Below are 17,918 nucleotides of genomic sequence, written 5' to 3'. Positions count from 1 at the left end.
AAATAAGATGAATAAGATTTTGTTTTGCATGTTGATGCTAACTGTCAGTTTTTCATGTTTTTCGCAAGAAGAAGCTGCGATTTTTAAAGAGTTTAAAAAGAATAAACAGAAATGCGAGCTGCCTGATTTCTCCTATGCAGGTTTTCATTATGGAGAACAGCCTATTCCCGTTGTCACAAAAAATATAATAGATGTAACCCAGTACGGCATTAAAGCAAACTCAAAGAGAGACCAGACCAAAGAAGTGCAGGAGCTTATTGATAAAGTTGGCGCAGATGGCGGAGGTGTTCTATATTTTCCGAAGGGGGGGTATTATTTTAATATGAATCCGAGAGAAAAGCAGTCTTTGAAAATAAACTACAGCAATATAGTTCTGAGAGGAGAAAATAACGGCAGCAAAGGAACTGTGTTTTTTGACGGCTATCCTTTGACACAAGATGATATGAGTCCATGGCTGTCTCCAGCTTTGATTCAAACCGGAACTAAATTGCAAAGCACGGCAAGTTTTTGGGGAATTGATTTTCCTAAAAATGGAGCGCAAAAATCAGAGGTAATTTCTACCAGTGCTGGTGTTGTAAGCGAAGAAATTCAGCAGGCACAAGTTTTGACGCAAATCATCAAAAGCGCAAAAAAAGGCGACAAAACGTTGTGGCTAAAAAACACAGCCCAATTAACTGCTAACGACTATATTTTACTTGGTTTATACAACAGCGATGATGACGGCACATTGATTAAAAGCATCATCAGCCCTGTTAAACAATTCTATGATTTTGAAGCGTCAGCAAAAAGCGCGGGGCCAAGCGGTGCGCCTTCTTATCAATGGCTGGTCCAGATTGAAAGCGTAAATAAAAACAGCATCACATTAAAACAGCCTTTGAGAAGAGATTTCGATTTAAAATACGAACCTGTAGTGGCAAAGGCAGAAATGCTGCGTGAAATCGGGATAGAAAACATTCACATAAAATCAGGCTGGGCTGGGTATTATTGCCATCACGGCTGTGAAGGAGGAGATAAATACCAAAGCCATGAGATGGATTACGGCTGGAATGCGATAAATTTCTGCAGAGTTGCCAATGGCTGGATAAAAAATGTGACTTTGGAAAATTTTACCAGTCCGATTTATTTGCTGGACAGCAGAAATGTAACCATTGACAGTGTTGATTTTATGGGTTTTGATGGCCATAGCGGTGTGAAGATTTATAGTCATGCCTGTGACAATTTGATCCAGAACCTGAATTTCAAAAACAGTTTTACGCACGTGTTAAGCGGAGAAGGTAATGCTTATGGGAATGTTTTCAGAAATGTTGCTTATAAAGCAGTTAGTGCAAAACCAGGTATGTTTGATTTTCATGGTTTCAGTGATAGAAGATTTTCGCCTCCATCGGAAAATTTATTCGAAAATATTAAAGGGCTCAATAAAATCAGTGGAGGCGGCGCGGCAAACAATCTGCCTCATACTGCAAATTTCAATACTTGGTGGAATGTTGAATTAGCTGATTTTAATGATAAGGATTCAGAGATGTTCTTCAGCTGGCAGTCTCCGGTAAAAGGTTTGGTGAAAGATAATTTAAGTCATCAAATGTATCCAAAAAGTATTTTGGCAGGAGTTTACCAGCCCCAGTTTGAAGTAACCATAAATGGCAATAAAACAGATACCCAAGACCAATGGATTTATACCGAAAATTTTAATAAGGGAAAAGTGTATCCTTTGTCATTATATGATGCACAATTAAAAATGAGAATTCATAAAAGCAATTAAGCGAGGGATTTATAGATTTTAAAGGAAAAAATAAAAGGAATATTTCAATCTAAAAAAGGAAAATTGTCATCTTATGTAAACTTGTATCAAAGTACATTTGAATCATAGTTTGACTATCGATTTTAGAAATATTGAAACTTAATTTACAAAAGGCTAGTAATAGCCTTTTTTTATACAACAAAGTCCCGCTTTTATGAAAAAAACTTCTTTTTTATTTTATTCATTTTTGATACTTCTATCAGTTTCCTGTTCGCCAAAAAAGGAGGATCAAACAGCTAAGAAACCTAATGTCATATTTATTTATGTTGACGATTTGGGTTATGGCGATCTGAGTTGCTACGGCGCAACCGCGGTTCAGACTCCAAATGTTGATGCATTGGCGGCAGGTGGAATCCAGTTTACTGATGCCCATTGCAGTGCTTCGACCTGCACGCCTTCACGATATTCCTTGCTCACCGGAAATTATGCTTTTAGAAATAATGCGGCTATTCTGCCCGGCGATGCTCCATTAATTATAAATCCAGAACAGGAAACCATTGCAGGTATGTTTAAAAAACAAGGATATGCCACAGCAGTAGTAGGCAAGTGGCATTTGGGTTTAGGAAACGGCAGTCCAGATTGGAACGGAGTCATTAAACCGGGTCCGTTAGAAGTAGGATTTGATTACAGTTTCCTGATACCAGCAACCGCTGATAGGGTTCCTACCGTATTTGTTGAAAACCACAACGTTGTCAATTTGGATACTCATGATCCGATTACTGTGAGCTATGATGAGAAAATAGGATCAGACCCGACAGGAATGGAGGATGAAGTATTTCTAAAAATGATTGCCGACAAGCAACACAGCGGTACGGTTGTAAATGGTATAAGCCGCATTGGTTATATGAGCGGAGGACACAGTGCGTACTGGAAAGATGAAGATTTCCCTGTTATATTGACCAAAAAAGCTAGTAATTTTATTAGCAGTAATAAAGACAAACCATTTTTTCTGTATTTTGCTTTACCTGATATTCATGTTCCCCGAGCGCCAAATGAAAAATTTGTAGGTTCTACAAATATGGGACCTCGCGGTGATGCTATTGTCCAAATGGATTGGGTTACGGGGCAGATTATGACAAAACTGAAGGAGCTGGACCTCGCAGAAAATACTATTATAGTTTTTAGCAGTGACAACGGACCCATTTTAGAGGACGGCTATGCAGATCAGGCATTGACAAATATAGGCAGTCATAGACCAACAGGAAATTTTAAAGGCGGAAAATACAGTGCTTATGAGGCTGGCACCCGCGTACCAACTATTGTATATTGGCCTGCTAAAATTAAACCTTCTAAAAGCAATGCATTAATTAGTCAGGTTGATTTTTTTGCTTCATTTGCGAAATTAATAGGTGCCAAAATCGAAAATAAAGAAACTGCTGTTGATAGTTTTGATATGCTTGATGAATTATTGGGAAAATCCCAAAAAGGACGTCAATATTTGATCGAGGAGGCTTTTACTATGAGTATAAGAAAAGGAAATTGGAAATATATTGCACCACAGATTCAGCCATCATCACCATGGCTGGCAGATAAAAATGTGCTTACAGGCTTGCAAGAGACACCACAACTATATGATTTGAGTAAAGATCCGGCTGAAAAGCATAATTTGGTATCGAAAATGCCTGGAAAAGCTAAAATTTTAGCACTTGAATTATCTAAAATTATGAAAGCTCCCAGCCGAAAACAGCAATAATATAACTATAAACGTATTAAAATTTATTCAGAATAATGTAAAAAGAAGTTTTTGTGTAAAAACGCCGTAAAAAGGAGGATTTTAACCCAAAAAAGGAAAATAATCTCCTTTTAAATCGTACTTGCATGAGTACATTTGGAAAAAAAAACATGAAAGAAAACGTTTTCGTAATTGTATAAATTAATTGAAAACGGAAACAAAAACTAAACTAACATTTAACCAAACTAAATTTAAGAATTATGAAAAAATTGAATTTAAAATACCAGCCTTCTCAGAAGGTTTTTAGACATTTATTTGTTGGTATTTTTTTGATCATTATTCCATTTTTTGCACAGGCACAGGAAAAGAAATTAATATCGGGAACTGTAGTTGATGAGAATAAAGATCCTCTTCCCGGAGTAACTGTAAGTGTGAAAGGAACAAAAGATGCCGCTTTAACTGATTATACCGGACAATACAGCATTAAAGCTGAATCAAAAGATCAATTGGTTTTTACATATATAGGTTTTGAAACTGCAGCTGTTACTGTTGGTGATAAAAAGGCTCTAAATGTTAGTTTAAAATCCGCAACCAGTACTCTTGATGAAATTGTAGTTATTGGATATGGAAGCGTAAAAAGAAAAGATCTGACAGGTTCTGTTTCAAGTGTATCAATGCCAGACATCAATAAAGCTCCTGTTCGTTCTTTCGATGATGCATTGGCAGGTCGTGTTGCGGGGGTGCAGGTAACTTCGGCAGATGGCAGACCAGGTTCTGGAGTTGATATCGTAATTCGAGGCAACAACTCGGTTACTCAGGCTAACAGCCCATTGTATGTTATTGATGGCTTCCTGATTGAGGATCCTAATAATAACGTAATCAATCCTGCTGATATTGAATCTATTGATATTTTAAAAGATGCTTCAGCTACAGCTATTTATGGTGCAAGAGGAGCGAATGGAGTTATCGTAATCCAAACCAAAAGAGGTAAAGAAGGTAAGCCCGTATTTACTTTTAACAGCACCACCGGTGTTCAGGATATGTTGAATAAAATGGATTTAATGGATCCTTATGAATATGTAAAATACCAATTGGATTTTAACCCTCTTCCTACTTCGGCTGTTGGTTCGCCACAAACACCAACCGAGATCTATCTTACTAAGCCTGGAAGAACTCTTGACTATTACAAAACAGTAAAAGGAATTGATTGGCAAGACCTGACAAGCCGTACCGCTTTGTACAGCAGTAATGATTTTGCCGTAAGGGGAGGAACTAAAAAATTGAAATATGCAACTTCTGTTTCGGCAGTTGATCAGGATGGTATTTTGTTAAACTCGAATTATAAAAGATACCAGGGACGTGTAAACCTTGATTATAATATTACTGATAATTTAAAAGTAGGTGTTAATTCAAATTACAGTTTCCTGGAACAAACCGGACAAGATCCAACAAGAGGAGAAAATGGTGCAACTACCAATCTAATGACTTCAATTTGGGGAATGCGACCTGTTCCTTCTGAAACATTTGATTTGGAAGATTCATTTCAAGACCCGGATATGAACGCATCAAGTGATTACAGAATCAATCCTGTGATTAATCTTCAGAATACTTATGATGTAAGTAAGACAAAGAATTTTGGTATAAATGGTTATGTTGAGTATTCATTTGCTAAAAATTTTAAATTGAGATCCACTTTTGGCATTAATGAAAGCAGATTAGAAAGAAGTGAATTCTACAATACAAAAACGTCTAAAGGACGTCCAGGAAGCGTGGGTGGAGTTCAGGGAAAAATTACAGATACCAATTATAGCAACTGGCTGAATGAAAATACTTTAACTTGGGATAAAACGTATGGTCAATCAAAATTTACTGTTCTGGGAGGGTTTACAGCTCAACAAAGAAAAGACTGGACTCATGGTTACGGTGAAACTCAATTGCCTAATGAGGCTTTGATGTTTGATGGATTTGGGCAAGGAGTTCCTGTAAGGATAGATCCTACCAATTCTGAATGGACAATGGCTTCGTTTTTAACGAGAGTAAATTATAACTACGGCTCTAAATATATGATTACAGCCTCATTCAGAGCTGATGGATCATCTAAATTTCCTTCACAAAATCACTGGGGGTATTTTCCATCGGGAGCAGTTGCCTGGAAATTTAAGGAAGAAAATTTCCTAAAAAACAGCAAAACAATATCTGATGGTAAACTGCGCGCCAGTTATGGACAAACGGGAAATAATCGTGTAGGGGCATATGATTATCTTACTTACTATTTTAATCCAATAGTTAATACATACACTTTTAATAACCAATACGTTCCTGGAGTTATACCTCAAAAACTTGGAAACTCTGATTTGAAATGGGAAACTACAGAGCAAATTGATGCAGGAATTGATTTAGGCTTCTTTAACCAAAGAATCATTTTCAATGCAGATGTGTATAAAAAAACAACTAAAGATTTATTGTTGAATACACAACTTCCTCCTAATACAGGGTTTGCTACAGCATTCAAAAATATCGGAAGCGTAGAGAATAAAGGTTTGGAATTGACATTAACAACCAGAAATATCGTTACAAAAGATTTTACCTGGACTTCAAGTGCCAATATTGCTTTTAACAAAAGTAAATTGATTGCCTTAGGCGAAGGCCAAAATACAATGGAAAGTGTTGTTAACTGGGATACAAATTGGAGAACTACAAGCGCATATATCGCAAAAGTAGGTGAGCCTTTAGGACAAATTTATGGATACCAATGGGCTGGTGTTTACCAAATATCTGATTTTACAGGCAGCGGTACAACAGCAGATCCTTATAAATTAAAAACAGGAATTGCGACAAACGGAAATACAGTTGCCGCTATTCAGCCTGGAGATATTAAATATGTAGATCAAAATGGCGATGGAGTTGTAAATGCTAAAGATTATACTACAATTGGAAATGGTTTGCCAAAAAACACAGGTGGTTTCAGTAATAACTTCACTTACAAAGGTTTTGATTTGAATATTTTCTTCCAATGGTCATATGGTAATGATCTATTGAATGCCAATCGTATTTTGTTTGACGGAAATGCAAATGGTTTAGGAAACTTCAACCAAATGGCAGTTTATGAAAATCGTTGGTCACAAACCAATCAGGATTCTGATGTTTTCCGTCCAAAAGGGTTTTTCGGTGGAGGATATTCATCAAGATATGTTGAAGATGGTTCTTATTTAAGATTGAAGACAGTTGCCCTGGGTTACAATGTCGATTCAAAATTGGTAGCTAAATGGCACTTAAAATCATTGCGATTCTTTGTTTCAGGACAAAATTTAGCAACCTGGACGAAATATACGGGTCCAGATCCTGAGGTAAATACTTATAGATCAGTGTTAACACCTGGATTCGATTTTTCTGCTTATCCTCGTGCACGTACTTTTGCTCTTGGTACCAATATTACATTTTAACAACATTAAATTAGTTTCAAAATGAAAAAGATATATATATTATTAGGAATGGTAGCAATGTTTACCAGCTCTTGTGAAGATTTTTTAAATGAAGAGCCAATCGATAAAATTGGCGCAGAACAATATTATACAGATGAAGCCGGTTTAACTCAGGTTTTAGCTGGGGTTTATGACCCTTTAGGTTCTGTCAACCTTTATGGAAATAATATCAATGTGATCAATGAAGTAGGTTCTGATGAAGGCTATTATGCGCGTTCTGCCCAGACTACAGGTGTACAGGTTTATAATTTTGATCCGACCAATGCCAATATAGCAGGTTTATGGACAGATCTATATACCGGAATTAACAGAGCCAATGATTTAATTGCGCATATAGATTTGCCAAAAATGGATGAAGACAAACGCCAGCAAATATTAGGTGAGGCCTTGTTTCTAAGAGGATACTATTATTTTATGCTGGTTACCAGATTTGGAGATGTGCCCGTAAGACTGACTCCAACTACGAGTCCTAATGGAGTTCAAATAGCCAGAACGCCAACTGCTCAGGTTTATGCTCAAATATTGAAAGATATGAAAGAGGCTGAAGCAAAAGTAGGTACTTCATCGGCTATTGGTTACCCAAGTCGTGTTTCAAAAACGGTCGTACAAGGAATTCTTGCCAGAGTATGTTTGCAAATGGCTGGATATCCATTAAATGATGCTTCAAAGTATGCGGAATCTTTAAGCTGGTCCAAAAAAGTAATCGACTCAGGTGAACATGCTCTAAATATAACTTATAGCACAGATGCTGCTTATAATAGCTTTAACGAAACAATACCGTCTATTCCCGCAAATTCTAATAATGCTTACCGTCAAATATTTATAAATGCTGCGAGAGAAGCTTATAATACAAAGGAATGTATGTGGGAAGTTGAATTTAAAGGAAATCGTGCCGATGGCTATTTTGACCTGGGAGGTTTAGGAAGCCAAATAGGTATTACGATGACACCATCAGCAGCCAATTCTCCTTTATATAACAGTATAGGATATTGTTACGGATTTGTAAAAGGAACATCTCGCTTATTTAATAAGTATGATGCTACAGGAAAAGATTTAAGACGTGATTGGAATCTGACTACGTACACATGGACTATAAACAATACAACAAATGTTGCTACTAAAACAGCCATTGCAAAAACGGTTCAATTTGGTAGAGATGTTGCAAAATGGAGAAGAGAATATGAATTGCTTAGTCCTAAAGATAAAAACCAAACCGGAATCAATTTTCCTGTCTTGAGATATTCAGATGTCCTATTGATGTTTGCAGAAGCTGAAAATCAGGTAAATGGACCAACTGCAGCAGCTTATGAAGCAATCAATCAAGTGCGTCGCAGAGGTTACGGACTGCCAGTTGGTATACCAAGTTTGTTAGCAGATTTTACAGGACTTAATAAGGCTACTTTTCAACAAGCTATTGAAGATGAGCGTATGCGTGAATTGTGTTTTGAAGGATTACGCCGCTATGACCTGATTCGCTGGAATAAATTTGTCAGCACAATGAATTCTGTAGGGGCAGAAATGGCTGCAGCTCCTTCTGTTTCGGGCCCCTTATCTATAGGCGATCAGAGATATGGGAAGACAGCAGGAATTAATGTTACTAATAGAAACCTATTATTTCCTATTCCTTCTATAGAAATACTGTCGAATAAATTAATAACAGAAAACAACCCAGGTTGGTAAAATTCGATTAATTGAAAAATATTAAATACTTTCCGATACTATTATCTTTCTGCAGCTTATCAATATTTGCTCAGAAAGATAATAAAACGGATCATTTTGAAATAAAAAAAATGATCCACGATAATTTTGTTTTTGCCGAGAAGCAATATCAATTTTTGGAGAAAGCCACACCATCAGATTCTATGCCCAAAACATTCGAAGGGAATCGAAATATCAGTTCTGATGCATACTGGTGGTGTAGTGGCTTTTATCCGGGTACGCTTTTGTATATTTATGAATATACCAAAAAGCCACTGATCTTAAATGAAGCCAAAAAAAGACTTGCCCTATTAGACACGGTAAAATATTATACCAAAAACCATGATTTAGGTTTTATGATGTTTTGCAGTTTTGGGAACGCTTATCGATTGACAAAAGATTCAGCATACAAAAAAGTGATTCTTCAATCATCTAAATCATTAGCAACAAGATACCGCCCAGATGCCAGAGTAATTCAGTCATGGGAAGTCAGCGATGATGGATTGAGAAATAAAAAAAATGGTTTTGTAGGCCCGGTTATCATTGACAACATGATGAATCTGGAAATGCTGGAATGGTCGAGCCAACACAGTGCCGACAAAAGTTTTGCCAATATTGCAGAAACTCACGCCAACACGACGATTAAAAATCATTTCAGGCCTGATTACAGCAGTTATCATGTGCTTGACTATGATTTAAAGACGGGAGAAGTGCTTAAGAAAGTTACAGCTCAGGGATATGCTGATTCCAGCGCATGGAGCAGGGGACAGGGATGGGCATTGTACGGTTACACCATGATGTACCGTTTTACCAAAAATCCTGTTTATTTAAAACAAGCGCAGGAAATTGCTAAATTTATACTGAACAATCCTCATTTACCAGCTGATAAGATTCCGTACTGGGATTTTGATGCGCCAAATATTCCGAATGCTTTGCGCGATGCATCGGCAGCTTCGATTTATGCATCAGCACTTTTGGAATTGGGACAATATACTTCGGGGAAAGAAAAGCAGAATTATGTTGATGTTGCCAAAACGATTTTGACATCATTATCTAGTCCGAAATATAGAGCCGAATTAGGAAAGAATGGAGGTTATTTGCTGATGCACAGCGTAGGTTCGATTCCGCATAACGGTGAAATAGACGTTCCGCTTACCTATGCTGACTATTATTTTCTGGAAGCATTATTGCGTTATCAAAAATGGTATTTATAATTTTTGGGGAGATTTCTAAATACAACACATAGAAACACAGTTATTTAGTTTATAAAGGCTTTTTTGTCAGACTACAACAAACACTTCTTACTATTAAAAATAAACTGTAATTGTGTTTTTCTGTGTGTTTTTTACTGATTATTACTCAACAATTCAGTACTATTTTTTAATAAAACAGATTCATTAAAGGCAAAATATTGAGATCATGACAGCATCGACAACAAGACACAACTGCAATAAAAAACAGATTCAGAAGGGATTAATTCTTCTTTTGAATCTGTTTGCCATAACAGTGGTTTTTGCCCAACAAGAAGCCAAAATATTTAAAGAGTATAAGAAAGACAAAAGCATATTGCCTGATTTCTCGTATGTTGGTTATCATCAGGGAGAAAAAGAAATCCCTACCGTAACTAATTATAAAATTTTTGATGTTACTTCTTTTGGTGCAAAACCTAATGATACTATCTCAGACAAAGTTGCGATCCAATTGGCTATTGATGCCGCTAATAAAAATGGTTCGGGAATTGTTTTTTTTCCAAAAGGAAGATTTTTGGTTAATGAAGAGGGAGATGCGACCAATTCTATTATTTCAAAAAAAGGGCATATTATTTTCAGAGGAAGCGGTTCTGGTCCTGAAGGAACGGAGTTGTACATGAAAAACAATCTTCAGCCGGCAAATCCTTCTCAAATGTGGACTGTTCCGCCATTATTTGTTTTTACCAGCTCTGGTTCTGATAAAAAAATAGGTCAGGTTACTGAGGCAGCTTCTATTGGTGATTTGACAATTCAGGTAAATACAACTGAAGGTCTGCAAACAGGAGATTGGATTGCACTAAAATTATTAGATAATAACAAAGCTCTAATAGCAGCTGAATTAAAAAACAATAAGGCAGAACCTGAATGGACTAACCTTATAGAAAAAGGAATAAGTGTCAAAGTTTTTTATCAGATAAAAAATATAAAAAATGAAGTACTTACACTAAATGCGCCAATTTCATATAAGATTGACCCAAAATATAAATGGGAAGTTTATAAATTCTCCAATAGTGAAGAGGTTGGAATAGAAGATATTGCATTTGTAGGGAACTGGAAAGAAAAATTTGTACACCACCGTTCCTGGAAAGATGATAGCGGCTATACGATGCTTCGAATTCAAAGAACAACAAATTCATGGATGAAAAATTGCCGTTTTACGGATTGCAGTGTTGCGGCAACAATTTCACTAAGTGCCAATGTTACTGTTTTGAATTGTTTAGTAAATGGCAATGCGGGACATGAAGCGATAAGCTCCGGAGGTTCTACTAATGTATTGATTGCTAAATGCGTTGATGAAGCTTCACAATGGCATTCTTTTGGAACTACTGGTGGAACTATGAATACTGTAATTTGGGAATGTACTTATCCTGCAACTACAAGTTTTGAGTCGCATTCGAGTCAACCCAGAAATACATTGCTAGATGGTGTAGAAGGCGGTTTAATGAATGGCCGTGGTGGCGGTGCAAAAGAAAATATGCCCAACCATATGCAAGGCTTGGTTCTTTGGAATTACAAACAAACCAACGAACCTGTTAAGGATTTTGAATTTTGGCCGTCCTCGGCAGTATCTGAATGGTGGAGAATTCCGAATCCCATAATTGTAGGGTTTACAAGCAAAGGAACTTCTTTTAAATTGGAACAATTAGGACAATCTGAATCTATTGGTAAACCAGTTGAACCGGCTTCATTATACGAAGCACAATTAAAATTAAGATTGGGAAAATTACCCAAATGGATTAAGGAAACAAGTAAATCTGGCACCTTTTAAAATGTTTAAACTAACAGACTAATTTAAAGAATAATCAAAATCATGAAACTTGAAAAACAACTAATTATTTGCCTAATTTGCTTTACTTTTTTCGGGAGTACAGCTTTTAGTGCCATCAAACTTCCTTATTTATTTTCGGATAATATGGTGCTGCAGCAACAATCGCATCCTTTGATTTGGGGTTGGAGTACAGCTGGAGTTCAAGTTAGTCTTGTTACATCGTGGAATAAAAAGAAGATTACAGTTACAGCAGATTCCAACGGAAAGTGGAGAGCAAATGTTGATACTCCTGCAGCAGGCGGTCCTTTTGAAATAAAAATAAGTGAACACAACAATAGCATTACGATCAAAAATGTCTTGATTGGAGAGGTTTGGCTTTGCAGCGGACAAAGTAATATGGAAATGCCAATGAAGGGCTTCAAAGATCAGCCTATTCTTGGTTCAGGCGATGCGATTTTTAATTCGGCCAATGACAAAATCAGGTTGTACACCGTTCCAAAAGCAGTTGAGAGAGAGGTTCAGGATGATTCTAATAAGGCTATTTGGAATGAAGCTGAACCAGAATCGGTTACCAACTTCAGCGCTACTGCCTATTATTTTGGGAGATTATTGTATGCTAAGTTAAAAGTGCCAATTGGTCTGGTGTGCAGCAGTTATGGTGGTACTCCCGTAGAAGGCTTTATGGATGAAGAAGCATTGAAACCATTCCCTGATGTTAACTCGTTTCCATCTAAAACCGATGCCTCACAAAAAATTGACAATAAAAATGCTACTGCAGTTTATAATGCGATGTTGCATCCTGTTCTTGGCTACACTATTAAAGGCTGTATCTGGTATCAGGGAGAAACCAATTATAATCGCCCAAAACAATACGAAACTTTGTTTCCTGCTTTTGTAAAAATGCTGAGAACAAAATCAAATAATGAGAATCTTCCGTTTTACTATGTGCAGATTGCTCCGTACAAAAACAAACCTATCGAATCTGATCCAAAGCTGAATTCTGCTTATTTGAGAGATGCCCAAAGGAAAGCATTGGCAGTAATCCCAAACAGCGGTATGGTGGTTACATTGGATATTGGTAATGAAATTTTCATTCATCCTTGGGATAAGGAAACGGTTGGAAAACGTCTGGCGTATATGGCACTTGCCAAAACCTATGCTTTAAAGGGATTTCCTTACGCTTCACCAATTTATGAATCGGTAAGTTTTGCAGGAAATGTGGCTACTGTCCAATTCAGCAATACGCCCAACGGTTTTACTTCTTATGGTAAGCCTCTGAGCAATTTTGAAATTGCGGGAGAAGATAAAATTTTTCATCCGGCAAAAGCAGTAATTACAAAAGGGGTTTTAACTGTATCATCGCAAGAGGTTCCTAATCCTGTAGCGGTGAGGTACGCCTTTAAAGATTTTGTGATTGGCGATTTGTTCAACACCGAAGGATTTCCAGCCAGCAGTTTTAGAACTGATGATTGGGAATAATTGTCTAATTGAAAAAATATATTTTCAAAACCAAATTTTATGACCGAATCAATTATTTCATCTCAAAAAACGTCTGCATTAATTTTATTCTTCGGAATGAGTATTTCTTCTTTTTCGCAAAGCAAAGAAATAAAATTATGGGATAAAGTCCCGGATGCTATAGCTTCTAAACGTTATAAAGAAGAGCCGAGAATAGATGACTCGGGAAATATTACGGGAATCAGAAAAGTTACGGAACCTACTCTGAAAATATTTTTAGCAGATAACAAAGGAGCTAAAAACACAGCGGTTATTATTTGTCCTGGCGGAGGTTATGCTCTTTTGTCGCATGAAAAAGAAGGCGATGATGTTGCCAAATGGCTTCAGTCTATTGGGGTTTCGGCTTTTGTTTTGAAGTACAGGCTTCCAAGTGACAGCATTATGAAAAACAAAACGATCGGTCCGTTGCAGGATGCTCAGGAAGCGATAAGAACTTTACGCAGAAATGCTGACCAATGGAATCTTGATGTCTCCAAAATTGGTGTCCTGGGGTTTTCTGCAGGAGGACATTTGGCTTCTACTTTGTCCACACATTACAACGATAAAGTGTATGAATCTAAAGATAAAACCAGCGCACGTCCCGATTTCTCTATTTTGCTTTATCCGGTAATTTCTATGGAAGACGGAATTACGCACCGTGGGTCAAAAGAAAACCTTTTAGGAAAAAATGCCAGCAGTGAAATGGTAGCCCAATATTCGAATGAAAAAATGGTTAACAAAAACACACCCAAAACATTTTTAATGCATGCTACCGACGACAAATCGGTGCCGGTTGAAAACAGCATCAATTATTATTTGGCATTAAAGCAAAATAAAGTTTCGGTCGAGATGCATTTGTATGAAAATGGCGGACATGGTTTTGGTTTAGGAATTGCGGGAACCAATAAAAATTGGCCAAATGCCTGCGAAAAATGGTTAGCTGAAAATGATTTGATTAAAACTACAACAGAAGCCACAGTCAATTTGAAAAAAGAATAAAATCGATACGATTCAATGACAATAAAAAGGAGATTCAAAACCAAAAATGATAAAATGAAAAGACTTTTTTTTCTTTTATGTATAATTTATATTTCTTGTGTGGGCATGCAAGCACAAAATCGTTTGCAATATGATATAAAGATCAAAAGCAATAATGCCGCAGTAGTAACCCCGGATATTAAAAGAGGAACTAGTGTGAGACCAAATGGTGAAAGTTTGGGTTATACGGGTAATTACCTATTGCGTAATGGGAGACCTTGGTTTCCTGTTATGGGAGAATTTAATTTTGAAAGGTACAAGGCTGATCAATGGGAACAGGAAATTATTGCCATGAAGGCAGGAGGCGTCGAGGTAATCAGTTCCTATATTATTTGGATTTTTCATGAAACCAAAGAAGGTGTTTATGATTGGAATGGAAATAATAACCTCAACAGGTTTTTGGCATTGTGCAAAAAACACGGAATGCTTGCATGGATACGAATAGGCCCGTGGGTACATGCCGAAATTAAGAATGGAGGTTTCCCGGACTGGCTGATGAACAAAAACATAAAACTACGAACAGACGATCCGGAATACTTGCGTTATTCGGCTTCATATTATAAACAAATAGCAAAACAATGCGAGGGACTTTATTTCAGGCAAGGCGGACCAATTATTGGAATTCAACTGGAAAATGAGATGAATTTTAAAAATGACCCTGAGTACCAGCATATGAAAACATTGAAAAATATGGCAATTGCTGATGGAATGGATGTTCCTTATTATAGTGGTTTTGCTCCGGGTCCTGATAATCAGGATGAATTTTTCTATAGCCTTGGCAGTTATCCAGATAGTCCTTGGAACACAACCACCAAACCGTTTATTAAGGGAGTGTATTTCATTAAGCCACTGAAAGCCGATGATGACATAGGAAGTGATTTGTTGGGTAAAGTTGATGCAAAAGTTCGCAATAATTATCCATTAATCTCTGCCGAATTGGGATCTGGTATGCAGAAAACCTATCACAGACGTGTAGATGTATCTGCTGCTGATGTAGCAGCCAATATTTTTACAAAATTAGCGGCAGGTTTGAACGGTTTTGGGTATTTTATGTTTCATGGAGGTTTTACTCCTCTTGATTGGGCAAATGACTACGGTTTTCAGGAATCAAGGGTGTCAAATTATCCTAACGATATGCCGTTGCTTAATTACGATTTTCAGGCTCCGTTAGGCGCTATGGGAATACCGGCGCCATCTTTTTCTGAATTAAAATTAATGAATCTTTTCGTAAAGGATTATGGCGATAGACTAGCAGAAACACGACCTTATTTCCCTGCTAAATTAAAACGTTCAATGGTTTCAAAAGATACAGTACAGTCTTCTGTTCGTTCAAAAAACGGCAAAGGTTTTATCTTTCTTTCGAACTACCAAAGACTGGTTTCATTGCCAGAAATTAAAGATTTTCAATTGAGTATAAATGATGGGACAGCAACGGAAACGGTTCCGGCAAAGCCCATTACTTTTCCTGCCAACCATTATGTAGTCTGGCCTTATAAGCTGGATATGCAAAGCGTATTGTTGAAATATGCTACCGTACAGCCACTTTCTAGTTTAAATAATGGTGAAACAAAAACGTTTGTTTTTTTTAGAGATGCCATCAATCCGGAAATGGTTTTTGATAATACGACCATTAAAAAAGTAAGCGCTCTGAAAGGCTGTGTTTGGAATGAAAAAGACGGAATTGTAACCAGTGATAAACAAGAAGGTAATTTTTATTTTGAAGTAACAAGTAAAAATGGCGAATTGGTTAAAGTACTTGTTGTTACCAGAGAACAGGCTTTACAGGCATACAAAATTAATTACGGTAATAAACAAGAAGCATTGATTTTTACCGAAGCTTTGTTAAGAGAGGAATCAGACCATCAATTGAGTTTTGAAATTGCCAGTAAAGACGGTAAGATTGAGGTTAAAGCATATCCAAGTTCTGATATAGTGCTTAAATCAATTTCAAAAGATATAAGCTGCAAGCAAATTAATACTGATAATTTGTTGGGCTCATTTATGTTGAATCCTTCCATTGTCAACAAACCTGCTGTAAATTTTATGCCATTCGTTGATACTAATATTGAAGCAGCCCAAAAATTTAAAGACTCGATGTTAACGGCATTCAAAAAATCAAAAGAATTCAAACCGTTGCAGCCTGGGGCTTTATACAAAGCGACATTTCATTCATTGCCAAATCAGCAATTGTATCAATCGACTTACAGCTGTAAGCAAACTGCTGGTGTGGTTGATTGGGAAGTGGCTGTAAATTACGATGGTGATTATATGACTATGTATCAGGATAATAAATTAGTTTATGACCAGTTCAATTATAATGGTATTTGCAAGTTTAGATTGAATTACATATCAAAGAATACAACTGATCCTATATTAATTCAGGTATTGCCTGTAGAAAAGCAATTCGATGTTTATTGGGGCAGTTTAGAAAAAACATTGGACGATCAGTTGAAGGCTAAAGTGAATAAAATGGATATTGTTCCCGTTTACAGATATAAGGTCTCGATTGGAAAGAAGAGATAAAGTGCAGCTAACAATTTGACTTAATGGATGTTTGTCAAAATAAAACAAAAAAAAATGAAAAATAGATTGGCATCAATTTGTGCTTTTTTAATTGTGTTTGTAAATATCCAGTTAAGTTCGGCACAAAAAACAGATACTTCCAACCCAATTTTTACCCAGTTGGGAGAAGCATATAGAACACCTGCGTTTTCGATGAAAGGGTATTGGGTATGGTGCAGTTCTGTCGTAAAAGGCGATGACAAGAAATACCACATGTTTGCTTCCCGTTGGCCTGATAATATATTGTTTCATCCGGGTTGGATGATAGCTTCAGAAGTTGTACATGCGGTGTCTGATAGACCCGAAGGGCCTTACACTTTTTCTGATGTCGCTTTGCCAGCCCGTGGTGCACAATACTGGGATGGACGTTCTACTCATAACCCACGTATATTCAGATACAAAAACAAATATGTGATGTACTATATGGGCTCTACGCATCCGTTTGAAGAACCAAATAAAAAGGATTTTACACTGAGCAGTAAATGGTGCATTGTAGGCCGAAGCAATAAACGGGTGGGAGTAGCTATTGCCGATTCGCCTTATGGTCCATGGAAACGTTTTGATGAGCCTGTACTGGATACAAAACCAGATACTTTTTATAGTTTCCTGACTTCTAATCCAAGTCCGATTATTGAAGAGGACGGATCAGTGCTGTTGATGTTTAAAGCCCGTAGTTATGTGGGTAATGACAAGTATTCGGGCATGTGTTTTGGAATGGCTCGTGCCAAAAGTATTTACGATAAGTTTGAAGTGTTGAACAACGGTCAGCCTGTATTGGGCGGACTCGGACAAGCCGAAATTGAAGATCCTTTCTTTTGGAAGGATAAAAAAGGATATCATGTAGTTTTCAAAGATCACGTAGCCAAATATACCGGAGAGAAAGGCGCAGGAGTATTAGCTGATTCAAAAGATGCCATTCATTGGACAGTTGCCGCTTCGCCTAAAGCTTATTCGAGAACACTTCATTACAATGATGGTAGTACAGAAACGATGGGACAATTAGAAAGACCTTTTATCTTTTTTGAAAACGGTAAACCGGCCTACTTCTTTTTTGCTACTATGGATGGCCCGGGTGGTTTTGAATATGGAACGCATTCATGGAATGTTGTTGTGCCTTTTAAAAAATAGATAGAAAAATAATTATAACAAGACA

At 37.0% G+C, this 17,918-nt stretch carries 10 protein-coding genes; all 10 read left to right on the top strand.

Annotated elements, in window-relative coordinates:
* Positions 1-7 precede the first annotated feature (7 nt).
* A complete protein-coding gene (locus tag FND99_RS14595; RefSeq protein WP_144338681.1) occupies positions 8-1,759 on the top strand; it encodes a DUF4955 domain-containing protein in 1,752 nt (583 codons plus the stop codon).
* Positions 1,760-1,952: 193 nt separating this feature from the next.
* A complete protein-coding gene (locus tag FND99_RS14590) occupies positions 1,953-3,491 on the top strand; it encodes a sulfatase family protein (RefSeq protein ID WP_144338680.1) in 1,539 nt (512 codons plus the stop codon).
* 239 nt (positions 3,492-3,730) lie between these two features.
* Entirely contained in the window at positions 3,731-6,913 is a 3,183-nt protein-coding gene (locus FND99_RS14585) for a SusC/RagA family TonB-linked outer membrane protein (protein WP_144338679.1), read from the top strand.
* Positions 6,914-6,934: 21 nt separating this feature from the next.
* Positions 6,935-8,632 (top strand): RagB/SusD family nutrient uptake outer membrane protein, encoded by a 1,698-nt coding sequence (locus FND99_RS14580; protein WP_144338678.1) that lies wholly within the window; start codon positions 6,935-6,937, stop codon positions 8,630-8,632.
* 110 nt (positions 8,633-8,742) lie between these two features.
* Positions 8,743-9,864: a glycoside hydrolase family 88 protein gene (locus tag FND99_RS14575; RefSeq protein WP_144338677.1), complete on the top strand. Its 1,122-nt coding sequence runs from the start codon at positions 8,743-8,745 to the stop codon at positions 9,862-9,864.
* A gap of 205 nt (positions 9,865-10,069) precedes the next feature.
* Complete coding sequence (locus FND99_RS14570; RefSeq protein ID WP_144338676.1) at positions 10,070-11,668, top strand: DUF4955 domain-containing protein; 1,599 nt, start codon at positions 10,070-10,072, stop codon at positions 11,666-11,668.
* Positions 11,669-11,710: 42 nt separating this feature from the next.
* The gene (locus FND99_RS14565; RefSeq protein ID WP_144338675.1) at positions 11,711-13,147 is read left to right on the top strand and encodes a sialate O-acetylesterase; all 1,437 of its coding nucleotides are present in this window, start codon (positions 11,711-11,713) and stop codon (positions 13,145-13,147) included.
* Between the two features lie 39 nt (positions 13,148-13,186).
* Complete coding sequence (locus FND99_RS14560) at positions 13,187-14,164, top strand: alpha/beta hydrolase (RefSeq protein ID WP_144338674.1); 978 nt, start codon at positions 13,187-13,189, stop codon at positions 14,162-14,164.
* 54 nt (positions 14,165-14,218) lie between these two features.
* A complete protein-coding gene (locus FND99_RS14555) occupies positions 14,219-16,726 on the top strand; it encodes a beta-galactosidase (RefSeq protein WP_162615560.1) in 2,508 nt (835 codons plus the stop codon).
* 54 nt (positions 16,727-16,780) lie between these two features.
* Entirely contained in the window at positions 16,781-17,893 is a 1,113-nt protein-coding gene (locus tag FND99_RS14550) for a glycoside hydrolase family protein (protein WP_144338672.1), read from the top strand.
* Positions 17,894-17,918 lie beyond the last annotated feature (25 nt).

The organism is Flavobacterium daemonense, assembly GCF_007341385.1.
Lineage (GTDB): Bacteria > Bacteroidota > Bacteroidia > Flavobacteriales > Flavobacteriaceae > Flavobacterium > Flavobacterium daemonense.
Note: the sequence above shows the minus strand (reverse complement) of the source record. Positions and strands in the feature narration are given on the sequence as shown.

Coding starts and splice junctions, on each gene's coding strand:
- FND99_RS14570 (WP_144338676.1), top strand. CDS start 10,070: ATGACAGCATCGACAACAAGACACAACTGCAATAAAAAACAGATTCAG.
- FND99_RS14560 (WP_144338674.1), top strand. CDS start 13,187: ATGACCGAATCAATTATTTCATCTCAAAAAACGTCTGCATTAATTTTA.
- FND99_RS14590 (WP_144338680.1), top strand. CDS start 1,953: ATGAAAAAAACTTCTTTTTTATTTTATTCATTTTTGATACTTCTATCA.
- FND99_RS14580 (WP_144338678.1), top strand. CDS start 6,935: ATGAAAAAGATATATATATTATTAGGAATGGTAGCAATGTTTACCAGC.
- FND99_RS14585 (WP_144338679.1), top strand. CDS start 3,731: ATGAAAAAATTGAATTTAAAATACCAGCCTTCTCAGAAGGTTTTTAGA.
- FND99_RS14575 (WP_144338677.1), top strand. CDS start 8,743: ATGATCCACGATAATTTTGTTTTTGCCGAGAAGCAATATCAATTTTTG.
- FND99_RS14595 (WP_144338681.1), top strand. CDS start 8: ATGAATAAGATTTTGTTTTGCATGTTGATGCTAACTGTCAGTTTTTCA.
- FND99_RS14555 (WP_162615560.1), top strand. CDS start 14,219: ATGAAAAGACTTTTTTTTCTTTTATGTATAATTTATATTTCTTGTGTG.
- FND99_RS14565 (WP_144338675.1), top strand. CDS start 11,711: ATGAAACTTGAAAAACAACTAATTATTTGCCTAATTTGCTTTACTTTT.
- FND99_RS14550 (WP_144338672.1), top strand. CDS start 16,781: ATGAAAAATAGATTGGCATCAATTTGTGCTTTTTTAATTGTGTTTGTA.